Annotated in this window: 21 protein-coding genes and 1 tRNA gene; 18 read left to right on the forward strand and 4 right to left on the reverse strand. The window is 46.8% G+C overall.

Going from position 1 to position 20323, the window contains the following annotated elements; translation table 11 throughout:
• Positions 1-6: 6 nt before the first annotated feature.
• Complete coding sequence (katA, locus tag NYE68_RS05260; protein WP_003155420.1) at positions 7-1452, reverse strand: catalase KatA; 1446 nt, start codon at positions 1450-1452, stop codon at positions 7-9.
• Between the two features lie 256 nt (positions 1453-1708).
• On the opposite strand from katA, the gene NYE68_RS05265 reads away from it, so the two are divergent.
• The 6 genes from NYE68_RS05265 to rpsN all read left to right on the forward strand — a co-directional run bounded on the left by NYE68_RS05265 (position 1709) and on the right by rpsN (position 7077).
• Positions 1709-2644: an amidohydrolase family protein gene (locus tag NYE68_RS05265; RefSeq protein ID WP_033574447.1), complete on the forward strand. Its 936-nt coding sequence runs from the start codon at positions 1709-1711 to the stop codon at positions 2642-2644.
• Positions 2645-2866: 222 nt separating this feature from the next.
• On the forward strand, positions 2867-3634 hold the full coding sequence (locus NYE68_RS05270; protein WP_014417255.1) for an ABC transporter ATP-binding protein: 768 nt from the start codon (positions 2867-2869) through the stop codon (positions 3632-3634).
• A gap of 15 nt (positions 3635-3649) precedes the next feature.
• Complete coding sequence (locus NYE68_RS05275) at positions 3650-4639, forward strand: aliphatic sulfonate ABC transporter substrate-binding protein (protein ID WP_031378418.1); 990 nt, start codon at positions 3650-3652, stop codon at positions 4637-4639.
• Positions 4639-5472, forward strand: a complete 834-nt coding sequence (locus tag NYE68_RS05280) for an ABC transporter permease (RefSeq protein WP_031378419.1) — start codon at positions 4639-4641, stop codon at positions 5470-5472. The genes NYE68_RS05275 and NYE68_RS05280 overlap by 1 nt, the downstream gene beginning before the upstream one ends.
• Positions 5473-5496: 24 nt before the next feature.
• Positions 5497-6633: an FMNH2-dependent alkanesulfonate monooxygenase gene (gene ssuD, locus NYE68_RS05285; RefSeq protein ID WP_039252247.1), complete on the forward strand. Its 1137-nt coding sequence runs from the start codon at positions 5497-5499 to the stop codon at positions 6631-6633.
• Positions 6634-6807: 174 nt separating this feature from the next.
• Entirely contained in the window at positions 6808-7077 is a 270-nt protein-coding gene (rpsN, locus tag NYE68_RS05290) for a 30S ribosomal protein S14 (RefSeq protein ID WP_015417090.1), read from the forward strand.
• A gap of 20 nt (positions 7078-7097) precedes the next feature.
• Here the strand turns inward: rpsN and NYE68_RS05295 are convergent, their stop codons facing one another.
• Together NYE68_RS05295 and NYE68_RS05300 are read right to left on the reverse strand one after the other, a co-directional pair.
• On the reverse strand, positions 7098-7565 hold the full coding sequence (locus NYE68_RS05295) for a hypothetical protein (protein WP_015417091.1): 468 nt from the start codon (positions 7563-7565) through the stop codon (positions 7098-7100).
• Entirely contained in the window at positions 7562-7765 is a 204-nt protein-coding gene (locus tag NYE68_RS05300; protein ID WP_003155407.1) for a helix-turn-helix transcriptional regulator, read from the reverse strand. Before NYE68_RS05300 ends, NYE68_RS05295 begins: the two co-directional genes overlap by 4 nt.
• A gap of 190 nt (positions 7766-7955) precedes the next feature.
• Here NYE68_RS05300 and NYE68_RS05305 point away from each other — a divergent pair.
• Positions 7956-8029, forward strand: a tRNA-Gly gene (locus NYE68_RS05305).
• An 89-nt stretch (positions 8030-8118) separates the two neighbouring features.
• On the opposite strand, the gene NYE68_RS05310 is transcribed toward NYE68_RS05305, so the two are convergent.
• Positions 8119-8742: a hypothetical protein gene (locus NYE68_RS05310; RefSeq protein ID WP_324636024.1), complete on the reverse strand. Its 624-nt coding sequence runs from the start codon at positions 8740-8742 to the stop codon at positions 8119-8121.
• Between the two features lie 84 nt (positions 8743-8826).
• On the opposite strand from NYE68_RS05310, the gene queG reads away from it, so the two are divergent.
• The 11 genes from queG to NYE68_RS05365 all read left to right on the forward strand — a co-directional run bounded on the left by queG (position 8827) and on the right by NYE68_RS05365 (position 20301).
• Positions 8827-9987, forward strand: a complete 1161-nt coding sequence (queG, locus tag NYE68_RS05315) for a tRNA epoxyqueuosine(34) reductase QueG (protein WP_015239452.1) — start codon at positions 8827-8829, stop codon at positions 9985-9987.
• Between the two features lie 75 nt (positions 9988-10062).
• The gene (locus NYE68_RS05320) at positions 10063-10974 is read left to right on the forward strand and encodes an amidase domain-containing protein (RefSeq protein ID WP_012117141.1); all 912 of its coding nucleotides are present in this window, start codon (positions 10063-10065) and stop codon (positions 10972-10974) included.
• Between the two features lie 36 nt (positions 10975-11010).
• Complete coding sequence (gene trmL / locus NYE68_RS05325; protein WP_007610253.1) at positions 11011-11493, forward strand: tRNA (uridine(34)/cytosine(34)/5-carboxymethylaminomethyluridine(34)-2'-O)-methyltransferase TrmL; 483 nt, start codon at positions 11011-11013, stop codon at positions 11491-11493.
• A 137-nt stretch (positions 11494-11630) separates the two neighbouring features.
• Complete coding sequence (locus NYE68_RS05330; protein WP_254003622.1) at positions 11631-12263, forward strand: YhbD family protein; 633 nt, start codon at positions 11631-11633, stop codon at positions 12261-12263.
• Positions 12254-12967 carry a polymer-forming cytoskeletal protein gene (locus NYE68_RS05335; RefSeq protein WP_229041530.1) on the forward strand — a complete coding sequence of 238 codons (714 nt, stop codon included), beginning with the start codon at positions 12254-12256 and terminating at the stop codon, positions 12965-12967. The genes NYE68_RS05330 and NYE68_RS05335 overlap by 10 nt, the downstream gene beginning before the upstream one ends.
• Before the next feature lie 11 nt (positions 12968-12978).
• Positions 12979-13689, forward strand: a complete 711-nt coding sequence (locus tag NYE68_RS05340; RefSeq protein ID WP_254003623.1) for a hypothetical protein — start codon at positions 12979-12981, stop codon at positions 13687-13689.
• A gap of 358 nt (positions 13690-14047) precedes the next feature.
• A complete protein-coding gene (prkA, locus tag NYE68_RS05345) occupies positions 14048-15943 on the forward strand; it encodes a serine/threonine protein kinase PrkA (protein ID WP_254003624.1) in 1896 nt (631 codons plus the stop codon).
• Between the two features lie 190 nt (positions 15944-16133).
• Entirely contained in the window at positions 16134-17318 is a 1185-nt protein-coding gene (gene yhbH / locus NYE68_RS05350; protein ID WP_012117146.1) for a sporulation protein YhbH, read from the forward strand.
• A gap of 180 nt (positions 17319-17498) precedes the next feature.
• The gene (locus NYE68_RS05355) at positions 17499-17963 is read left to right on the forward strand and encodes a MarR family transcriptional regulator (RefSeq protein ID WP_015417097.1); all 465 of its coding nucleotides are present in this window, start codon (positions 17499-17501) and stop codon (positions 17961-17963) included.
• 36 nt (positions 17964-17999) lie between these two features.
• The gene (locus tag NYE68_RS05360; RefSeq protein ID WP_007610259.1) at positions 18000-18665 is read left to right on the forward strand and encodes an HlyD family secretion protein; all 666 of its coding nucleotides are present in this window, start codon (positions 18000-18002) and stop codon (positions 18663-18665) included.
• Between the two features lie 40 nt (positions 18666-18705).
• Entirely contained in the window at positions 18706-20301 is a 1596-nt protein-coding gene (locus NYE68_RS05365; protein ID WP_003155387.1) for an MFS transporter, read from the forward strand.
• Positions 20302-20323 lie beyond the last annotated feature (22 nt).

Raw genomic sequence — 20323 nt, forward strand, 5'->3', positions numbered from 1 at the left:
TTGATGTTATTTTGGTGATGGCAGTCCGAGTCCTTCGGCAACGCGTCTGCCGTATTCAGGATCAGCTTTGTAGAAGTGGCCGATCTGGCGCAGCTTAATTTCTTCTTTTTCCACAGGTTTCATCGCACTGACGATATTGGCGACAAGGCGCGCGCGCTCTTCTTCGCTCATCAGGCGGTACAGGTCGCCGGCTTGTGTGTAATGATCATGATGATTATAGCTTACACTGTCTGCGAAACCTGATACAGGATATGCCGCCTGTTTATCTTCAGGTGACTCTTTCGGGCCGCCGAAGCTGTTAGGCTCGTAATAGACGGAGCGGCCGCCGTTATCATCAAAACGCATTTGTCCGTCACGCTGATAGTTTTTCACTTCATTGCGGGAACGGTTGATCGGCAGCGCCTGATGGTTCGCGCCGACACGGTAGCGATGCGCGTCATGGTATGCGAACAACCGGCCTTGAAGCATTTTGTCAGGTGAGACGTCGACGCCGGGGACTAATGTGCCGGGAGAGAACGTCGCCTGTTCTACTTCCGCAAAGTAATTTTCCGGATTGCGGTTCAGAACCATGCGGCCGACTTCGATCAGCGGATAATCTTTTTGAGACCATACTTTTGTGACGTCAAACGGATCAAAGCGATATGTGTTTGCGTCTTCTAACGGCATGATTTGAACATATAATTTCCATGCGGGGAAATCGCCGTTTTCAATCGCATTGAACAAATCTTCCGTATGGTAATCGGGATTTTCGCCCGCGATTTTTGCGGCTGTATTAACATCAAGGTTTTTCACGCCTTGCTCTGTTTTAAAGTGATATTTGATCCAGACGCCTTCGCCTTTATCATTTGTCCATTTAAATGTATGGCTTCCGAATCCGTGCATATGGCGAAGAGTCGCCGGAATGCCCCGGTCTGACATCAGAATGGTTACCTGGTGCAGGGATTCCGGTGACAGAGACCAGAAATCCCAAACGGCCGTCGGGTTTTTCAGATGTGTTCTCGGATCTCTTTTTTGTGTATGGATAAAGTCAGGGAACTTGATGGCATCGCGGATGAAGAACACGGGTGTATTGTTTCCGACGATGTCGTAGTTTCCTTCTTCTGTATAAAACTTAACGGCAAATCCGCGCGGGTCGCGCACTGTGTCACTAGAGCCCAGTTCGCCCGCAACGGTTGAGAAACGGATGAAGAGCGGCGTGCGTTTACCGACTTCTGACAGAAATGCGGCTTTCGTATATTTTGTAACGTCATTTGTGACTTCAAAATAACCGTGTGCGCCCGCGCCTTTTGCGTGAACGACACGCTCGGGAACGCGTTCTCTGTTAAAGTGCGCCAATTTCTCAAGCAGATGGACGTCTTGTATTAAAGCAGGACCGCGATCGCCGGCCGTCATTGAGTTTTGGTTATCTCCGACAGGAGCGCCCCAGCTGGTTGTCAATTTATTTGAACTCATGTGATCACCTCTTTAGATTTATAAAAACATAATATCACCTATCATTAAAAAGTCAATATTATTTTATAATGATTATAAAATAATTATTTTTATTATCGAAAAAAGGGTTTGGGTTTGAAAGCCTACTTGACTGACGGGAATAATGGGTTTAAGGTGAGAAAAAATAGAAACCGCTGACTTGGACACAAGAGGCTCTTATTCTTCACTGGATAAGGGCCTTTTTTTATTGTCAGGCGGTAAGGGAGGCGGCGATTGTATGCTTTTCCGGCAGCATTTTAAACCTGTCGATATTCACGGTCATCTGCCGTACAGCCTTTATTTCGGCAAAAACGATAAGACATTTTCCGATTATAACCGGGAGCGGTCAGAAAGAATGAATCTGACTTGGGATTTTCCTGATCCGCATGATGTGGAGGGCGATGACGGCGAAATCGCTTTGATGACAAGATGGGAGAATGAATTAGATAAGTATGGCATTGACGTGCTGAATTTTTTAACAGCAGAGAGCAATGACCGGATGGCGGCGTTTATTCAAGCCAATCCCGCGAGATTTACCGGATTTGCATATCATCCTTTGGAGCGGGAGGATGCGTATGAAGAGCTGAAAAGAGCGGTAGAAGAGCTCGGTCTGAAAGGGTATAAACTGTTCGGGCCGCTGACAGACATCGATTTTCATGATCCGTCGCTGAAAAAGCTGTGGACGTATCTGGCTGACAAAAGGCTGCCTGTATTAATTCACTTCGGGCTTTTAGGAAGAGCGGGGGGCATTGTCAGCCATCGCAACATCAACCCGCTCTCCATCTATCGCGTCGCGAGAGAGTATGCTGATATCCCGTTCATCATTCCGCATTTCGGCGCCGGATATTATCAGGAACTGCTGCAGCTGTGCTGGAGCTGCCCGAATGTGTATATTGACACGTCCGGCTCAAATCAGTGGATGAGGTGGATGCCGTACCCGCTTGATTTGGAAATTCTGTTTCGGAAGACATCTGAATTAATCGGTGCTGAACGGATCATCTTCGGGACGGATTCGAACGGATTTCCGAGAGGATATGTATACAGATATCTTCAGGAGCAGGTGAGGACCTGCCGGGAAATCAATATGCGGGAAGAAGATATAGAGAACATTTTCGGCAACAACGCGCGGACATTATTGAAAATCGCCCGCCAAGAAAAGGAAGTAAATACGTGATACAGCCGATGCGCTCTCTGGCAGGGTTATACCGGAGGGCGTATTTTAATCCTTATAAAAAACAGTTGACAAGTCGGAATAATTTGAATTAACATGATATTCAAATTTAAAAACAAACGGGTTGCCGATCGGACCGCCGAAGGCTCCCATCTCTGCAAGCAATCGGAGATGGGGGCCTTTTTGTTTTTCGATCGCACGCGGCAGAAAGAGAGGGGAAGACAGATGGCTGTAACCATCAGCATACAAGAAAAAGCTTTTGAGCATGAAGGCCGGAAAACGCCGGTGCTGAATGATATTGAGCTGTCAATTGCATCGGGAGAATTTTTGACTGTCATCGGGCCGAGCGGATGCGGCAAAAGCACGCTTTTAAAATTGATTGCCGGTCTTGATACCGATTATAAAGGCTCTGTCACAATAAACGGCCGCAATGTGTCGGGACCGGGCATCCGGCAGGGATTTATCTTTCAGGAGCACCGGCTGTTTCCCTGGCTGACGGTAAAACAAAACATCGCTGCCGATCTCAATATGAACGACCCGGCCGTTCGGAAAAAAGTGGATGATCTGATTGAGGTTGTCAGGCTGCAGGGAGCGGAGAACGCTTATCCGCGCGAATTATCCGGCGGCATGTCGCAGCGGGTTGCCATCGCCAGAGCCCTTTTGCGCGAGCCGGAGGTGCTGCTTTTAGATGAACCGTTCGGGGCGCTTGACGCTTTTACGAGAAAACATTTGCAGGATGTGCTGCTTGATATATGGCGCGAGAAAAAAACGACGATGATTCTGGTCACGCATGATATTGATGAATCCGTCTATTTAGGCGATAAGCTGGCGATCCTCAGGGCAAAGCCCGGCCGGCTGCACAGCCTGATGCCGATTCAGCTTCCGCATCCGCGCAATCGGACCTCAGCGGATTTTCAGGCCGTCCGGCAGAAGGTGCTTTCTGAGTTTGAGAAAACGGAAGACCTCCGGTTTGCGGATGGGTCCGGGATATAGAAGGGACGAAGTGAAGTGAAAAAAATCATCATTCTTTTAGCCGCAGCAGTCATGATGTCAGCCGGATGCAGTGCAGACAGGACAGGGGGGAGCGGGAAAACGGTGAAAGAAATCCGGATCGGCATCCAGCAGAGTTTAAGCCCGCTTCTCATTGCCAAGGAAAAAGGCTGGTTTGAAGAGGCCTTCAAAAAAGACGGAATAAAAGTAAAATGGGTCGAATTCCAAAGCGGTCCTCCGCAATTTGAAGGTCTTGCCGCCGATAAGCTTGATTTTTCCCAGGTCGGCAATTCACCGGTCATTTCCGGTCAGGCGGCTGGAATTGATTTTAAAGAGATCGGGCTGTCTCAGGACGGGTTAAAGGCAAACGGCATTCTCGTAAACAAGGGCAGCGGGATTCAGAGCCTGAAAGAATTGAAAGGTAAAAAAATCGCTGTAGCCAAAGGCAGCAGCGGCTTTGATTTTCTCTATAAAGCTTTAGATAAAGCGGGGCTTTCCGCCGATGACGTCACCATCATCCAGCTTCAGCCTGATGAGGCGGTTTCCGCTTTTGAAAACAAATCAGTTGACGCATGGTCCATTTGGGAGCCGTATTTGTCGATTGAAACGCTGCAGCACGGGGCGGAAATATTGGCGAACGGAGAAAGCACAGATTTATATTCTCCCGGTTTCACGTTAGTCAGAACGGGATTTTCCAAAGAACACCCGGATGAGGTGGTCCGTTTTCTGAAAGTGTTCAATAAAGCAGTTACATGGCAAAAGGAACACAAAGATGAAGCTGTCTCCTTATATGCGAAAATCAAACATCTTGATCCGAAAGTCGTCAGAAACGTGCTTAACAATACTGAGCCTCTCAATGAACCGATCAATGATGATATTGTCAAAGCCCAGCAGGAAACCGCTGATTTTCAATATCAAACAAAAGCGATTCATAAGAAAATTCATGTAAAAGACGTTGTCGACAATTCATTTATTAAAAAAGCGCTTGAAACGGGGGGTGGCAAGTAATGAAAGCAGAAGCATCAACGGCTGCCGGCGCAATAAGCCAATCAGAAAAGAAAGCTCTGGCAAGATCCCGGAAGTATTCATACCAATGGATGAAAGGGGTTGTACTCCCGGCTGCGGTTATCGCAGTATGGCAGGTTATCGCAAGTCTGGGCATCGTCTCGGCCACGGTGCTCCCCTCACCTGTCGTCATCTTGCAGACGTTTCAGGAACTTCTTCTTTCAGGTGAACTTTGGGGTCATTTAGAGATCAGCTTATACCGGGCGGCTGCCGGATTTCTGCTTGGCGCGGGCCTCGGACTTGTTTTCGGGCTGCTGGTCGGTTTCTCAAAGCGGACGGAAGCATATCTAGATCCGTCTCTTCAAATGCTCAGAACGGTTCCGCACTTGGCCGTGACTCCTCTGTTTATTTTGTGGTTCGGGTTTGATGAGACATCAAAAATTCTGCTGATCGCATTAGGGGCATTTTTCCCCGTGTACATTAATACGTTTCTCGGAATCCGCAGTGTGGACGCGAAGCTGTTTGACGTCGCGCGGGTGCTGGAATTTAACTGGTATCAGCAGATGACGAAATTAATTCTTCCGGCATCTCTGCCGAATATCCTGCTCGGCATCAGGCTCTCTCTAGGCATTGCGTGGCTCGGTCTCGTGGTGGCGGAACTGATGGGATCGAGCGAGGGCGTCGGTTATATGATTATGGATGCCAGACAATTTTCACAGACAAATAAGGTGTTTGTCGGCATTATCATTTTTGCGGCTGTCGGCAAGCTGACAGATGCATTGGTCAGAATGCTCGAACGGAAACTATTAAAATGGCGGAACAGTTATGAAGGGTAACCTATTAAAAAAGGAGAGATTCATATGGAGATTCTTTGGTTTATTCCGACGCATGGTGACGGCCGGTATTTAGGGACGCAAACGGGAGGGAGAACGGCGGATCATCTTTATTTTAAGCAAGTGGCACAGGCGGCGGACAGACTCGGTTATACGGGGGTTCTGCTGCCGACGGGGAGATCATGTGAAGACCCGTGGCTGACGGCTGCCGCTTTAGCGGGGGAAACGAGTGACTTGAAATTTTTAGTGGCGGTCCGTCCGGGACTGATGCAGCCGTCTGTCGCCGCGAGAATGGCGTCGACAATGGACCGGCTGTCAGACGGCCGTTTGCTCGTAAATGTCGTAGCGGGCGGAGATCCTTATGAACTGGCGGGAGACGGCATGTTTATCAGCCACGATGAACGTTATAAGGCGACTGAAGAATTTTTAACCGTCTGGCGCGGACTCATGCGGGGCGAAACGGTGACATATGAAGGGGACCATATCAAAGTGGAAAACAGCAATCTGCTGTTTCCGCCAAAGCAGTCTCCGCATCCGCCATTATATTTCGGCGGTTCATCACAGGCGGGAATTGAAGCTGCGGCGAAACATACAGATGTCTATTTAACATGGGGAGAGCCGCCGGAGCAGGTAAAAGAAAAGATTGAAACCGTTAAAAAACAGGCTGCCAAGGAAGGAAGGACGATGCGTTTTGGCATCAGACTTCACGTGATTGTCCGGGAGACTGAGGAAGAGGCATGGGAAGCGGCTGATCGATTAATCAGCCACTTAGACGAAGAGACGATTGCGAAAGCGCAGGCTGCGCTTCGGCGCGCTGATTCTTCGGGACAAAAACGGATGGCCGATCTCCATAACGGTGACCGCTCGAAGCTTGAGATCAGCCCGAATCTCTGGGCCGGCATCGGACTGGTCAGAGGCGGAGCGGGCACGGCGCTTGTCGGTGATCCGCAGACTGTCGCTGCTCGAATTTTAGAGTATCAGGCACTCGGCATTGAGTCGTTTATCTTTTCAGGCTACCCGCATCTGGAAGAAGCTTATTATCTGGCTGAACTCGTGTTTCCGCTTCTGCCGTTTCAGAATGAACGGACTAAAAAGCTTGAGCGCAGACTGGGTGAAGCAATGGGAAACGACCATTTTGCAAGAGGAAATAAAGCGACAGTCTGATGACGTCGCAAGGCGGATAATTGACGGCGGGCGCTTTCTGCGGATTCATTTCCGGGGAAATGCCGGCAGTGAAGGCGGGTATTCACCCGCCTTTTTAAGCGCTTAGCTTGCACGATGCTCATATGGATGATATGATACAAAACGTAATTATTACGATTTGTTAGGAGTGCTGAAATGGCAAAAAAATCAAAAGTGATCAAAGAGCTCAAGCGGCAGAAGCTTGTTGAACAATATGCGGACATCCGAAGAGAATTAAAGGCAAAAGGAGACTGGGAAGCGCTGGGCAAACTGCCGCGTGATTCTGCTCCGGCCAGGCTTCATAACCGCTGTACGTTGACGGGGCGGCCCCGCGGATATATGAGAAAATTTAAACTGTCCAGAATCGCATTCAGGGAGCTGGCCCATAAAGGCCGGATTCCCGGGGTGAAAAAAGCGAGCTGGTAACGTAAAAAACTCCGGATCTGTCATGAACCGGAGTTTTTGCCGTGCTTATGAAAAGTGAAAACATAAGCCAAATGCTGAATCATCATCAGAATGAAAATCAAAAGAATCGGAAAAAAGGGAAGATGCGGCTGAATCAGCGGATAAAACAAAAGCAGAACGGCTGCGGCCGGCAATGAGAAGTAAACGGCGATATACGAGGAACGGCAAGCTTTAGCCGTCATCATCCGTTCTCTTTCATCCTGTTCCTCAAATTCATCGGGCACAAGCCTGTGCTTTTTGCCGTTCCGTTTTTTCTTTTCAGTATAGATATATAATGCAGTACAAACGGTAAACAGCAGAAACGGCGTGATATTCAGCTCAAATGAACCGCTCCCCTCCGTTTGGAAAAACTGAGCGATCCGCGGCGCCGCTTCCATAAAGGAAATAAGCGTCCAGCAGGCCAATCCGTAGAGTGCAAGGTGAAAACACGCTTTTCTTTTCAAACTCATTTTTTCTCCTCCTCCAGCCAGAAAACTTCCTCCATCGGCAGGGAGAAAGCCCGGCAGATGTTAAGCGCCAATAAAAGTGAAGGCACATAATCTCCTTTTTCAATCGCTGCAATCGTCTGTCTGGTGGCTCCGGCTTCTTTTCCGAGCGTTTCCTGAGAATAGCCGAATCTGGCTCTCAGCTCTTTTACTTTATTTTTCATCATCAGGCGTACCTCAAGTTTTCTTCTTTTTCATATTGTATGAGACTCTTAACAAAATGTAAACCCAACTTAACATGTGGACAAAAAAAGAATTTTTTTCGACAAATTTTTTAACATTCCCTTGACGAAAAAAAAATAAACATGTAATATTAGAAACATCAAATCGGTACTGACAAAAAATAATTTTGATGCGGGTGTAGTTTAGTGGTAAAACCTCAGCCTTCCAAGCTGATGTCGTGAGTTCGATTCTCATCACCCGCTCCATACATACGTTATTAACGCAGTGTTTCGTTTCTCTGATAAACGAAGTATTGCGTTTTTTTATGTGAAAAAAGACACGAAGGCGTGTCTTTTTATGAAAGCCAAGAGACGGTATGCGTGCCTCCGTGAATTTGTTCAAACATTTTTGTTAAGGATGATAGCAGCTCATCCGCCGCGTCGGCATGAAATGAAGGCGGGAAAAAGATCAGCTGCAGCATTTTCTTTGTGCCGGGCGTGACAGGGCGTGTATTGATATGTCCGGTGAAGTCGCCGAAAACGCCGTCCGGGCCGGAGAAAGACAGTACGCTTTCTTTTTCTCCGATCGTAATTGAAATCGGTTCATCTATTTCTGCGGCATCATACGCCATGATAGGCAATGAATATTTCAAGGAGAAAAAAAGTATGGTATCATGGGCTGAATTCACACTTTCAATGAATCGTTCCCGGGAAATATCGCCGAGCATAAGCTCCATCGGCGTTTTTTGTCCTGAAAAGGCGAGACTGAGCTGTTCCATTATACGCGCCCACTCTTTTACAAAAGGCTGCTCATCTATACCGCCGTCAGCATAATCAAAGTAAAGAGATTCTTGAAATAAACGGAGGCGGCCTTTCAGCATTTGCGGAGCAGGCCCGACTTCGATCTGTTCATATAAGACGGCTGCCGCTTTGATCCCCGGCACCCGTTCAGCAATAAGTCGATCTAAACTGATGTTCAAGTGTGTTCACTCCATTTCGGGATGATAAAACTCTATTATACCTGTGCGGGAGCCTGATCACAAAGAAAGGAGGCTTTGCAAAAAATGAATATTCATAAACTGAAAGAGGAATTAATCGAATACGCCAAAAGCATAGGAGTCGACAAAATCGGGTTTACGACGGCTGATACGTTCGACAGTCTGCGGGACCGGCTGATTCTTCAGGAATCACTCGGCTATTTATCCGGGTTTGAAGAGCCGGATATTGAAAAACGGGTTACTCCGTCTTTGCTTCTCCCGAAAGCCAAATCAATCGTCGCCATCGCCCTTGCTTATCCTTCCAAAATGAAAGATGCGCCGAGGAGCACGAGGGACGGGCGGCGCGGCATTTTTTGCAGAGCTTCCTGGGGGAAGGATTATCATGACGTGCTGAGGGAAAAGCTTGATCTGCTGGAGAATTTTCTCCAAAGCAAACATGAGGATATCCGCACGAAGTCAATGGTGGATACAGGGGAATTGTCCGACAGGGCCGTGGCTGAACGGGCGGGAATCGGCTTCAGCGCCAAAAACTGCATGATCACCACGCCTGAATACGGCTCTTACGTCTATCTGGCTGAAATGATCACCAATCTGCCCTTTGAACCGGATGTGCCGATTGAAGATATGTGCGGTACGTGCACAAAATGTTTAGACGCGTGTCCGACCGGCGCGCTCGTCAATCCCGGACAGCTTAACGCCCAACGCTGTATTTCGTTCCTGACCCAGACAAAGGGATTTCTGCCGGATGAGTTCCGCACGAAAATCGGAAACCGTCTGTATGGCTGTGACACGTGCCAGACGGTCTGTCCAATTAATAAGGGGAAAGATTTTCACCTTCATCCGCAGATGGAGCCTGATCCGGAAATCGCAAAGCCGCTGTTAAAGCCGCTTTTGACCATAAGCAACCGCGAATTCAAAGAAAAATTCGGACATGTATCGGGATCATGGCGCGGCAAGAAGCCGATACAGCGGAATGCGATTTTAGCTTTGGCTCATTTTAAAGATGCCTCGTCTCTTCCGGAATTAACGGCCTTGATGCACCAAGATCCGCGCCCTGTTATCAGGGGGACGGCCGCCTGGGCCATCGGGAAAATCGGTGATCCTGATTATGCGGGGGAATTAGAAAAAGCGCTTCAAAAGGAGCAGGATGAGGAAGCTATACGGGAAATTGAAAAGGGACTGGAGCTGTTATCGGTTTCTGATAAGACTAAAACCGGCCGGTCCTGACATATGTATAGAGAAAAAGCACTTGGCGTGAGTTCAAGTGTTTTTCTTTATAAAACAGTATGGTAGGTGGAGCGCTTGAAGCATATTATTGAAGATTTAGCGGAGGCCCGGCTTCATTATTTAATCAACGGAACCGAGATGAGGCACAATGGGCAGCCCGGCGATCTTGAGGTCCTGACGAGAAAAAAAGAGCTGTTTGAAAAACGGAAAGTTGACATCGTGAAAGCGAAGGCAAAAGCCGTCATTGTCAAAAGCAGCCTTGAGGACGACGGCACGTTATGCGTCATGTACACGATTCATTTCGAATATTTGTGCAAGGAGCATGACGGACACCTTTACTTAGAAGAGCAGATTGAGGAACGGACTGCATTTCTCTATGATCAGCTTTTGATTAAAGACCGGGAAGTAAAGAAAAAACCGGCGGGATTTTCTGACGGAAACAGCGTAATTGAATATGAGCGGAGTGAACGGGAAGATTTCGGGCGGGCGTTTCAATACGACCGTCTGGCTGCCGTGCAGTACGCGGAGAAGTTTTGGAATAAACGAAACCCCGCTTATAAAAATTTCAGCGACAACTGCACCAATTTTATTTCCCAATGTTTACATGCCGGAAAAGCACCGATGCGGGGGCATCCGAACAGAGGCTCAGGCTGGTGGATGAAGGCAAGCTCGTGGAGCTACAGCTGGACGGTCGCGCATTCGATGAAGATGTATCTGGCCCAATCCAAGGCAGGGCTTCGCGCGGTGCAAGTATCAAGAGCCGAAGAACTGATGCCCGGAGATATCATTTGCTATGATTTTGAAGGAGACGGCCGTTTTAATCATACGGCGATCGTGGTCGCGAAAGATAAAAGCAATATGCCGCTTGTCAATGCCCAAACGTATGACAGCAGAATGAGATATTGGTCATATGAGGATTCAACGGCGTATACTCCTTCCATCAGATATGCGTTTTTTCATATTACGGATGATACGACAAAAGAGTAATTAATGATATAATGGTGGGCGGAATAAAAAACAGAGGTGAACATCGTGGCATTACATGTCGTTTTATATCAACCCGAAATCCCGGCCAATACGGGAAATATCGCACGTACTTGTGCGGCAACAGACACAACGCTTCATTTGATCCGCCCGCTCGGATTCTCGACCGATGATAAAATGCTGAAGCGCGCCGGACTCGATTATTGGGAGTTCGTCAACGTCGTATATCATGATTCATTGGAAGAGTTATTTGAGGCATATGAGAACGGAAAGTTTTTCTTCATTACAAAATTCGGCCAAAAGCCGCACACATCATTTGATTACTCAAATACGGAGGAAGACTTTTTCTTCGTATTCGGCAGAGAAACGAGCGGACTTCCGAAAGAATTGATCGAAAACAATATGGACCGCTGCCTGCGTCTGCCGATGACCGAGCATGTGAGATCATTAAACCTGTCCAACACGGCCGCGATTCTTGTATATGAAGCGCTGCGCCAGCAAAATTACAGAGATTTGACGTGAGAAAAAACGCCCGCATCCGGGCGTTTTTTTATTGAATAAAAAAGACGGACAGCAGCTGTTCACGGCATTTTTATAATTCCAGGCTTAACAACGTAACAGTGTTATGTTACAATACATTCATCGAAGGAGCTGGATTCATGGAGGAACAACTGATTTCTAAAAAAGAATTGCTGGAAGAAACATCAATTTCATACGGGCAGCTGTACCGCTGGAAACGGAAAAATTTAATCCCTGAAGAATGGTTTATCCGAAAATCAACATTTACAGGCCAGGAAACATTTTTTCCGAGAGCGGAAATATTAAAACGTATCTCAAAAATACAGAAAATGAAAGAAAATTTGTCTTTGGATGAAATGAGAGAAATGCTGTCTCCGCAAATGACTGATGTCAATATAACGTCTGCGGAACTGCTTCAAAAGGGACTGATTTCAAAAGCCGCGCTGCAAGTTTATGGCGAAGACGGTGTGACATTCACGTCTCGCGCGCTGCTGTCTTTATATGTGCTTGAAGGGCTTTTGCAATCGGGCAATATCAGCCTTGAGGAAGGAAAATTGGCGGCAGGGGTGCTGAAAACGTATGAGGCTTCCGAACTGAAAGCGAATACGGAGCTTGTCATGCTCCGAAAGCTTGGCGTAACGACGTGCTTCATCGCAGAGGCGGAACATATTTTATTTGAACCGACTGTCAAAGTGGTTGAACGGGTGGCGCTTGCTGCGGCATCGGAAGAATTAAAAACGAAATGGATGCAGGAGGACCATCAATGGAAGTAACAGATAAATTAATCATCAACGGTTCAGGAAGTTCAAAAGGAGGCCGTTTTCATACAGTGGAGATCAACGGAAGCGGCACGGTGTCAGGTGATGTGGAGTGCGTGAGCTTTTTGTTTAACGGCAGCGGAAAAACAGACGGACATGTCAAGACGCAAACGCTGACGATCAGCGGTTCGGGGAAAATTTCCGGCAGTGCCGAAGCTGAATCCATCCGTATCAACGGAACGGGTGTCATTAAAGGTGATGTCAAAACGGAGCGGCTGAACGTAGCGGGATTTTCATCTTTCGGCGGCGGTGTGAAAGCTGATGATATTTTCATATCCGGGAAAGCCGGGATTGAAGGCGATTGCGAGACAGAGACGTTCCGTTCGGAAGGCAAATGCAAGATCGGCGGCCTGCTGAATGCCGATGAAGTCAGTATTAAGCTGGCGGCGGGAGAAAGCCATGTGAAAGAGATCGGCTGCCGCCATTTGAAAGTGATGAGCAGAAAGAGCGTGCTTACGCGTTTTAAGCTGATGCCGGCCCCGGTGCTGACAGCGGAGCTGATTGAAGGTGACATCATTGAATTGGCGGACACGAACGCGAAGGCAGTCCGCGGAAATCATGTGCGGATTGGCGCAGGCTGCACCATTGGGACTGTGGAATACAGCGGCGATTTTACATGTGATCCTTCCGCTTTGGTTAACAAAGTCGTGAAACGATAGGAGGAACTGCGATGGAAACGACAAAAAAATTGAGTCATTTAAAAATGTACGGAGCCGGACACGCCTCCGGCGGCTCCTACCAAAATGTAAGCATTAAAGGGGAAGGAACTGTCGGCGAAGGACTTCAAAGCGAACGCTGCCGGATATTCGGTACGGGACTTTTTCTAGGAGATGCCGAGATCAACAGGCTGAAAATTTTCGGAGAGCATGAAGTTGCAGGAGATTTATCAGTACGTTCAGCAAATGTGATGGGCACATTGAAAGTCGGCGGCTCCATGCGTTTCGCCACGATGAGGCTGAAAGGGCTTGCTGAAATTGGCGGCGGGGCCGCGGGAGAGCAGTGTCATATAAAAGGCAGTCTCACCGTCGGCGGCGATTGCGAGACGGAGCTGCTTCATGTAACAGGATGTATCAATGTGGCGGGATTGTTAAACGCGGGGGACGTAAACATCCATTTGCGTTATGACCGAAGCCGCGTGAAAGAAATCGGCGGCACATCGATCACCGTCAGACGGAAACCCGGTTTTCTTAAACGGAAAGCCGGCACGCTTTCTGCTGAATTGATCGAAGGAGACGCAATTTACCTCGAATACACGGAAGCGGACATCGTCAGAGGAAAGCATGTGGAAATCGGCCCGGGCTGCAAAATCGGAAAAATCGAGTATCAAACAAGCTGCAAATCTCATGAAAAATCAACTGTCCAAGAACATATTCAAATATGAAACATTGTTATGTTGTACAGGAAAGGGTGCTCTTCATAAAGAGCACCCTTTTGCCGTTATTTGTTTTCAGGTTTGCTGTCGTAACCCGCCGTAAAAATGGATACTAAAAAAGTGAGAATGACCCCAAGTAAAATGATCGTTTTCATCATTTCTCCTCCTCTTTGCTTTTCCATTTGATGTCCGAGTCTGGATGAAACTGTATTTCTTTCATTATGAACGGTGCACCGGACCCTTGTCAATGACGGCCTTGTAACGTCTTTATTTTTAAGAAACGAAAAGCATGTATTATCACGTCACCGCATAGATTGTAACAAAGTACCTTATTTCTAGTGCATTAACCATGACAGAGGAGGTTCTTATGGATATATTAAAGAAAATTGAAAAGTACAGAGAGGAAGAGCAGCGTCTCAAATGGGAAGGGACGTTCGCTGATTATTTGGAGATCATAAAAGAAAATCCATTGGTCGCGCAGTCTGCTCATTCTCGCGTTTTTAATATGATAAAAGACAGCGGAATCGAGGAGGATGACGGTAAAAAGACATACAGCTTTTTCTCGCGGGAGCTGTTCGGCCTTGAGGAATCTCTGGAACGGCTCGTGGAGGAATACTTTCACCCGGCTGCCAAGCGGCTCGATGTAAGAAAACGGATTTTACTATTGATGGGACCCGTCAGCGGCGGAAAGTCAACTCTTGTCACCATGCTGAAAAAAGGGCTTGAAGCCTACTCATTGACAGACAACGGCGCTGTTTACGCCATTAAAGGCTGCCCGATGCATGAAGATCCTCTCCATCTCATTCCCCATCATCTGCGCGACGACTTCTACAGAGAATACGGCATCAGAATTGAGGGCAGCCTTTCTCCGCTTAATGTCATGCGGCTTGAAGAAGAATACGGCGGCAGAATTGAGGATGTAAAGGTTGAACGTATATTCTTCTCTGAGGATAAACGTACCGGAATCGGAACCTTCAGCCCGTCTGACCCGAAATCACAGGATATCGCCGACTTGACGGGGAGTATTGATTTTTCAACAATTGCCGAATACGGCTCAGAATCAGATCCGCGCGCTTATCGGTTTGACGGTGAATTAAATAAAGCGAACCGCGGAATGATGGAGTTTCAGGAAATGCTGAAATGCGATGAAAAATTTCTGTGGCACCTTCTGTCACTCACGCAGGAAGGGAATTTCAAAGCCGGACGGTTTGCGCTCATCTCAGCCGACGAATTGGTTGTTGCGCATACGAACGAAACGGAGTACCGCTCGTTTATTGCCAATAAGAAAAATGAAGCCCTTCACTCCAGGATCATCGTGATGCCTGTTCCTTATAATTTAAAGGTGTCAGAGGAAGAACGGATTTATGAAAAAATGATTTCTGAAAGTGATGTTTCTGACGTACACATCGCCCCCCATACATTAAAAGTGGCCGCGATGTTTTCTATTTTGACCCGACTGAAGGAACCGAACCGCTCTGATATTGATCTCGTCAAAAAAATGAGGCTCTATGACGGAGAAAACGTTGAAGGTTACAATTCCGTTGATCTTGAGGATATGAAGAAGGAATTCCATGATGAAGGAATGAGCGGAATTGACCCACGCTATGTCATCAACCGCATTTCCTCAACAATTATCAGAAAAAATATGGAATCGATCAATTCGCTTGATGTGCTGCGTTCCTTAAAAGAAGGACTCGACCAGCATCCGTCCATCTCCGCCGAGGACAAAGAGCGGTATATGAATTTTATTTCCGCCGCCAGGAAAGAGTACGATGACATCGCTAAAAAAGAAGTGCAGAAGGCGTTCGTCTATTCATATGAAGAATCCGCGAAAACTCTCATGGACAATTATTTAGATAATGTGGAAGCGTACTGCAATAAAAATAAGCTCCGCGATCCGCTGACGGGTGAAGAAATGAATCCTGACGAAAAACTGATGAGATCCATTGAAGAGCAGATCGGCATTTCAGAAAACGCGAAAAAAGCGTTCCGCGAAGAAATCTTAATCCGCATATCCGCCTATGCAAGAAAAGGAAAACGCTTTGACTATAATTCGCACGAAAGACTCCGCGAAGCGATTCAGAAAAAGCTGTTCGCAGACTTAAAAGATGTGGTGAAAATTACGACCTCAACCAAAACGCCGGATGAGCAGCAGCTTAAAAAGGTCAATGAGGTAGTGGCAAGGTTAATAGATGAACACGGCTATAACTCGACTAGCGCTAATGAACTGCTGAAGTATGTCGGAAGCTTGTTAAACCGCTGATGTTTGATTTCATTGAGAGGCCCGTCTGTAAAAGGACGGGTTCTTTTGTCTGTTTTTCACAATTGTTTGTCAATTGGAGAGTCCGGCCGGCATAAGATAAAAATAAATCTTTTCGCCGGACTTGTTTCATAAACAGGACCAAGCCGGAATACACATGTAAAACGACCATAACGGTTAAGGAGGGGAATTCATGTCCCGTAATGACAGCGGAAATTTTTTGATTTCAGAGGAAGACTGGTCCCTCCATCGCAAAGGCTTTGACGACCAGCAGCGCCACCAAAAGAAAGTACAGGAAGCGATAAAAAACAACCTTCCGGACCTTGTTACTGAGGAAAGCATTATTATGTCCAACGGAAAAGATGTCGTGAAAATCCCGATTCGTTCGCTTGATGAATATAAAATCCGTTATAACTATGATAAAAATAAACATGTCGGCCAAGGCGACGGCGACAGCGAAGTCGGCGATGTCGTCGCAAGAGACGGCGCAGATAAAAAGCAGGGGGCCGGAAAAGGCCAGGGAGCCGGCGATCAGGCAGGCGAGGATTATTATGAAGCGGAAGTTTCATTGATGGATCTGGAAGAAGCGCTGTTTCAGGAATTAGAACTGCCGAATCTGCAGCAAAAGGAAAGGGACAATATCGTCCATACCGATATCGAGTTCAATGATATCCGGAAAACCGGGCTGACAGGGAATATCGATAAGAAAAGGACGATGCTGTCGGCCTATAAACGAAACGCCATGACAGGCAAGCCGTCGTTTTACCCTATTTATCCGGAAGATCTGAAATACAAAACATGGAATGATGTGACGAAGCCGGAATCGAAAGCTGTCGTTTTAGCGATGATGGATACAAGCGGTTCGATGGGCGTATGGGAAAAGTATATGGCGAGGAGCTTCTTTTTTTGGATGACACGATTTTTACGGACAAAGTATGAAACGGTTGATATCGAATTTATCGCCCACCATACGGAAGCGAAGGTTGTGTCAGAAGAAGATTTTTTCTCGAAAGGCGAGAGCGGGGGCACCATCTGTTCCTCCGTTTACCGGAAGTCTCTTGAATTAATTGATGAAAAATATGACCCCGCCCGCTACAACATCTATCCGTTTCATTTTTCAGACGGAGATAACCTGACTTCGGATAACGCCCGGTGCGTAAAGCTCGTCAATGACATCATGAAAAAATCGAACCTGTTCTGTTACGGTGAGGTCAATCAATATAACAGGCATTCCACCCTCATGTCCGCCTATAAAAATGTCAAAGATGATAAATTTAAATACTACATCCTGAAACAGAAATCAGACGTATTTCAAGCGCTGAAAAGCTTTTTTAAAAATGAGGAATCCGGTGTAAGCAAAGCATCGTATGAAATATAAAGCCGAGTGAAGAATCGTGCGGCCGCGGTTCTTCACCCGGCTTTTTTAAATTAAAAATAAAGAGAAAAAACGGCATAAAAAAAATCCTTAAAAAATGAAACTTTTCTCTTTACAAACCTTCTTTCATTTATTAATATTTTATCTTGTGAACTATTATTAAGGGAATGAGGTGAAAATACGGTGATTGAATCAGAGCTCGCTTTGCTCAGTTTTGAACAACTGTTTGATACTTCCAGATCGATTTACAAAAAGCAGAAAATGATTCTGGAGACAGTTCTTGAACCTTTTGATATTACAGTGCTGCAGTATCTGCTGATGTTCAAAATACATAAGAGCAAAAGCACGCAGCTTTCAAGGCTGGCTTTGTCGCTTGATCTGAAACCGGCGTCTGTCACGAGAATGACCGATATTCTGTATAAGCGCCGCCTAATGGTTCGGAGCGACTATCACGACGACCGGCGTGTTGTTATGATTCAGTTAACCGAAGAGGGGGAAGAACTTCTAAAGAAAGCTGCTGTTCAATATGCCGAAAAAGCGGCGGTCTTATACCGGCAGCTCAATACCGGTGAACTGCAGTACCTGCGCAAGCTTGCGGAAAGTTTAACGAAGCTTGCAAACGGCTGTGCAGTGAAAAACGGAAAATAAAAAAATCCCCACATATTTTTATCATCATTCCACAAAATGATAGAGGAAGAAACGAAAGGAGAAAACAAAATGAACAGAGGACGTTTAATTCTGACCAACATTATCGGTTTGATTGTTGTTCTTGCAATTATAGGCGGAGGTGCTTACTACTATTATCAAAGCACACACTATGTAAAAACCGATGAAGCAAAAGTTGCCGGCGACATGGCTGCTATCACAGCTCCTGCTGCGGGTAAAGTAACTGACTGGAACCTTGATGAGGGGAAAGAAGTAAGCAAAAACGACGTTGTTGCAAAAATCAAAGGACAGCAAAATGCTGACGTAAAAGCCATCATGGATGGAACAATCGTGAAAAACGAAGTGAAAAACGGCCAAATGGTGCAAGCCGGTACGACAATTGCCCAGGAAATTGACATGAAACACCTTTACATCACTGCAAACATTAAAGAAACAGACATTAGAGACATTGAAGTAGGAAACAAAGTAGACGTAATTGTTGACGGCGACCCTAATACAACATTTGACGGAACAGTAGAAGAAATCGGTTATGCGACAAATTCAACATTTGATATGCTGCCTTCTTCAAACTCAAGCGGCAACTACACAAAAGTAACGCAAAAAGTTCCTGTTAAAATTTCACTCAGCAACCCATCTGACAAGGTGCTTCCTGGTATGAACGCATCTGTAAAAATCTCTGAATAATACAGATCAGTCATCAAACCATGAAGGGAGGTTGTCTTAGGTGGCTAAATCAGATAATCAAGTAAAAAGTCCTAAAACATTGCTTATTGTGCTTATGGCCGGGTTATTCCTGGCGATCTTGAACCAAACGCTTCTTAACGTGGCGATGCCGCACTTAATGACCGAGTTCGGTGTGAGTGCGACGACGATTCAGTGGCTTACGACCGGATACATGCTGGTCAACGGTGTTTTGATTCCGTTATCTGCGTTCTTAATTACCCGGTTCGGACAGAGAAGCCTCTTTCTCGTAGCCATGTTCTGTTTTACAGCGGGAACGTTAGTCTGCGGAATCGCGCCTAACTTCTCAACCATGCTGATCGGCCGGTTAATTCAGGCGGTCGGCGGCGGTATCCTGCAGCCGCTGGTCATGACAACCATTCTGCTTATCTTCCCGCCTGAAAGCAGGGGGAAAGGAATGGGGATTTTCGGTCTTGCGATGATGTTTGCTCCGGCGGTCGGACCGACTCTTTCCGGCTGGATCATCGAGCATTACACATGGCGCATTATGTTCTACGGCCTTGTTCCGATCGGGGCAATCGTTATTATCATAGCGTTCTTCCTCTTTAAGAACTTGGTGGAACCGCAAAAAATCAAACTCGACAGCTTGGGTGCGATTCTATCCATTGTCGGATTTGCCTCATTGCTTTACGGAGTCAGTGAAGCGGGCAGCGACGGCTGGGGAGATCCGATCGTGCTGTCTACCGTCATTGTCGGTGTCATCGCGATTGCCGCGTTTGTCATTCAGCAATTGCGCTCTGAAAAACCGATGCTCGACTTCCGGGTATTTAAATATGATATTTTCTCACTTTCCAGTGTGATTAACATCATTATTACCGTTGCGCTTTACACAGGAATGTTCCTGCTTCCGATTTATTTGCAGAACTTAGTCGGCTTTACAGCGCTGCAATCGGGCCTCTTGCTATTGCCGGGCGCGATTGTCATGCTGATCATGTCGCCGATTTCTGGTATTCTGTTTGACAAAATCGGTCCGAGACCGCTTGCGATTATCGGGCTGGTCATCACGGTCGCAACGACATTCCAGTACACAAAATTGACAATTGACACACCTTACACGCACATTATGCTTGTCTATGCCATCCGCGCATTCGGTATGTCACTGTTGATGATGCCTGTTATGACAGCCGGAATGAACCAGCTTCCGGCACGGTTGAACAGCCACGGCACGGCGATGAGCAACACGCTCCGCCAGATCAGCGGTTCAATCGGAACAAGTTTGATCACAACGATTTATACGAACCGTACGACAATGCACTATTCGCAGATTGCGGATAAAACGAGCACGGCTGATCCAAGCTTCATGCAGTCGTTCCAAAGCGCGGTTTCGAATTTAATGGTCAACATGAACATGTCGCTTGATGCGGCGAAACAAACCGTTTATTCATATCTCTACAAAACAGCTTCACTTAATTCCAACGTTATGGGGATTAATGACGCGTTTATGTGGGCGACGATCTTTGCGGTTATCGGCGTAGTCCTGAGCCTGTTCTTGCGTGACGTACGGAAAGACAAACAGCGGGCGAAGAAAAAAGAGGAGCTGTCATTGCTTCCGGCCCCTAAAGAAGTGAAGGAATCTTAATCATCTGAATGGGAGGTTTCCT

The sequence above is a fragment of the Bacillus sp. FSL R5-0447 genome (assembly GCF_038606125.1).
Classification (GTDB): Bacteria; Bacillota; Bacilli; order Bacillales; family Bacillaceae; genus Bacillus; species Bacillus velezensis.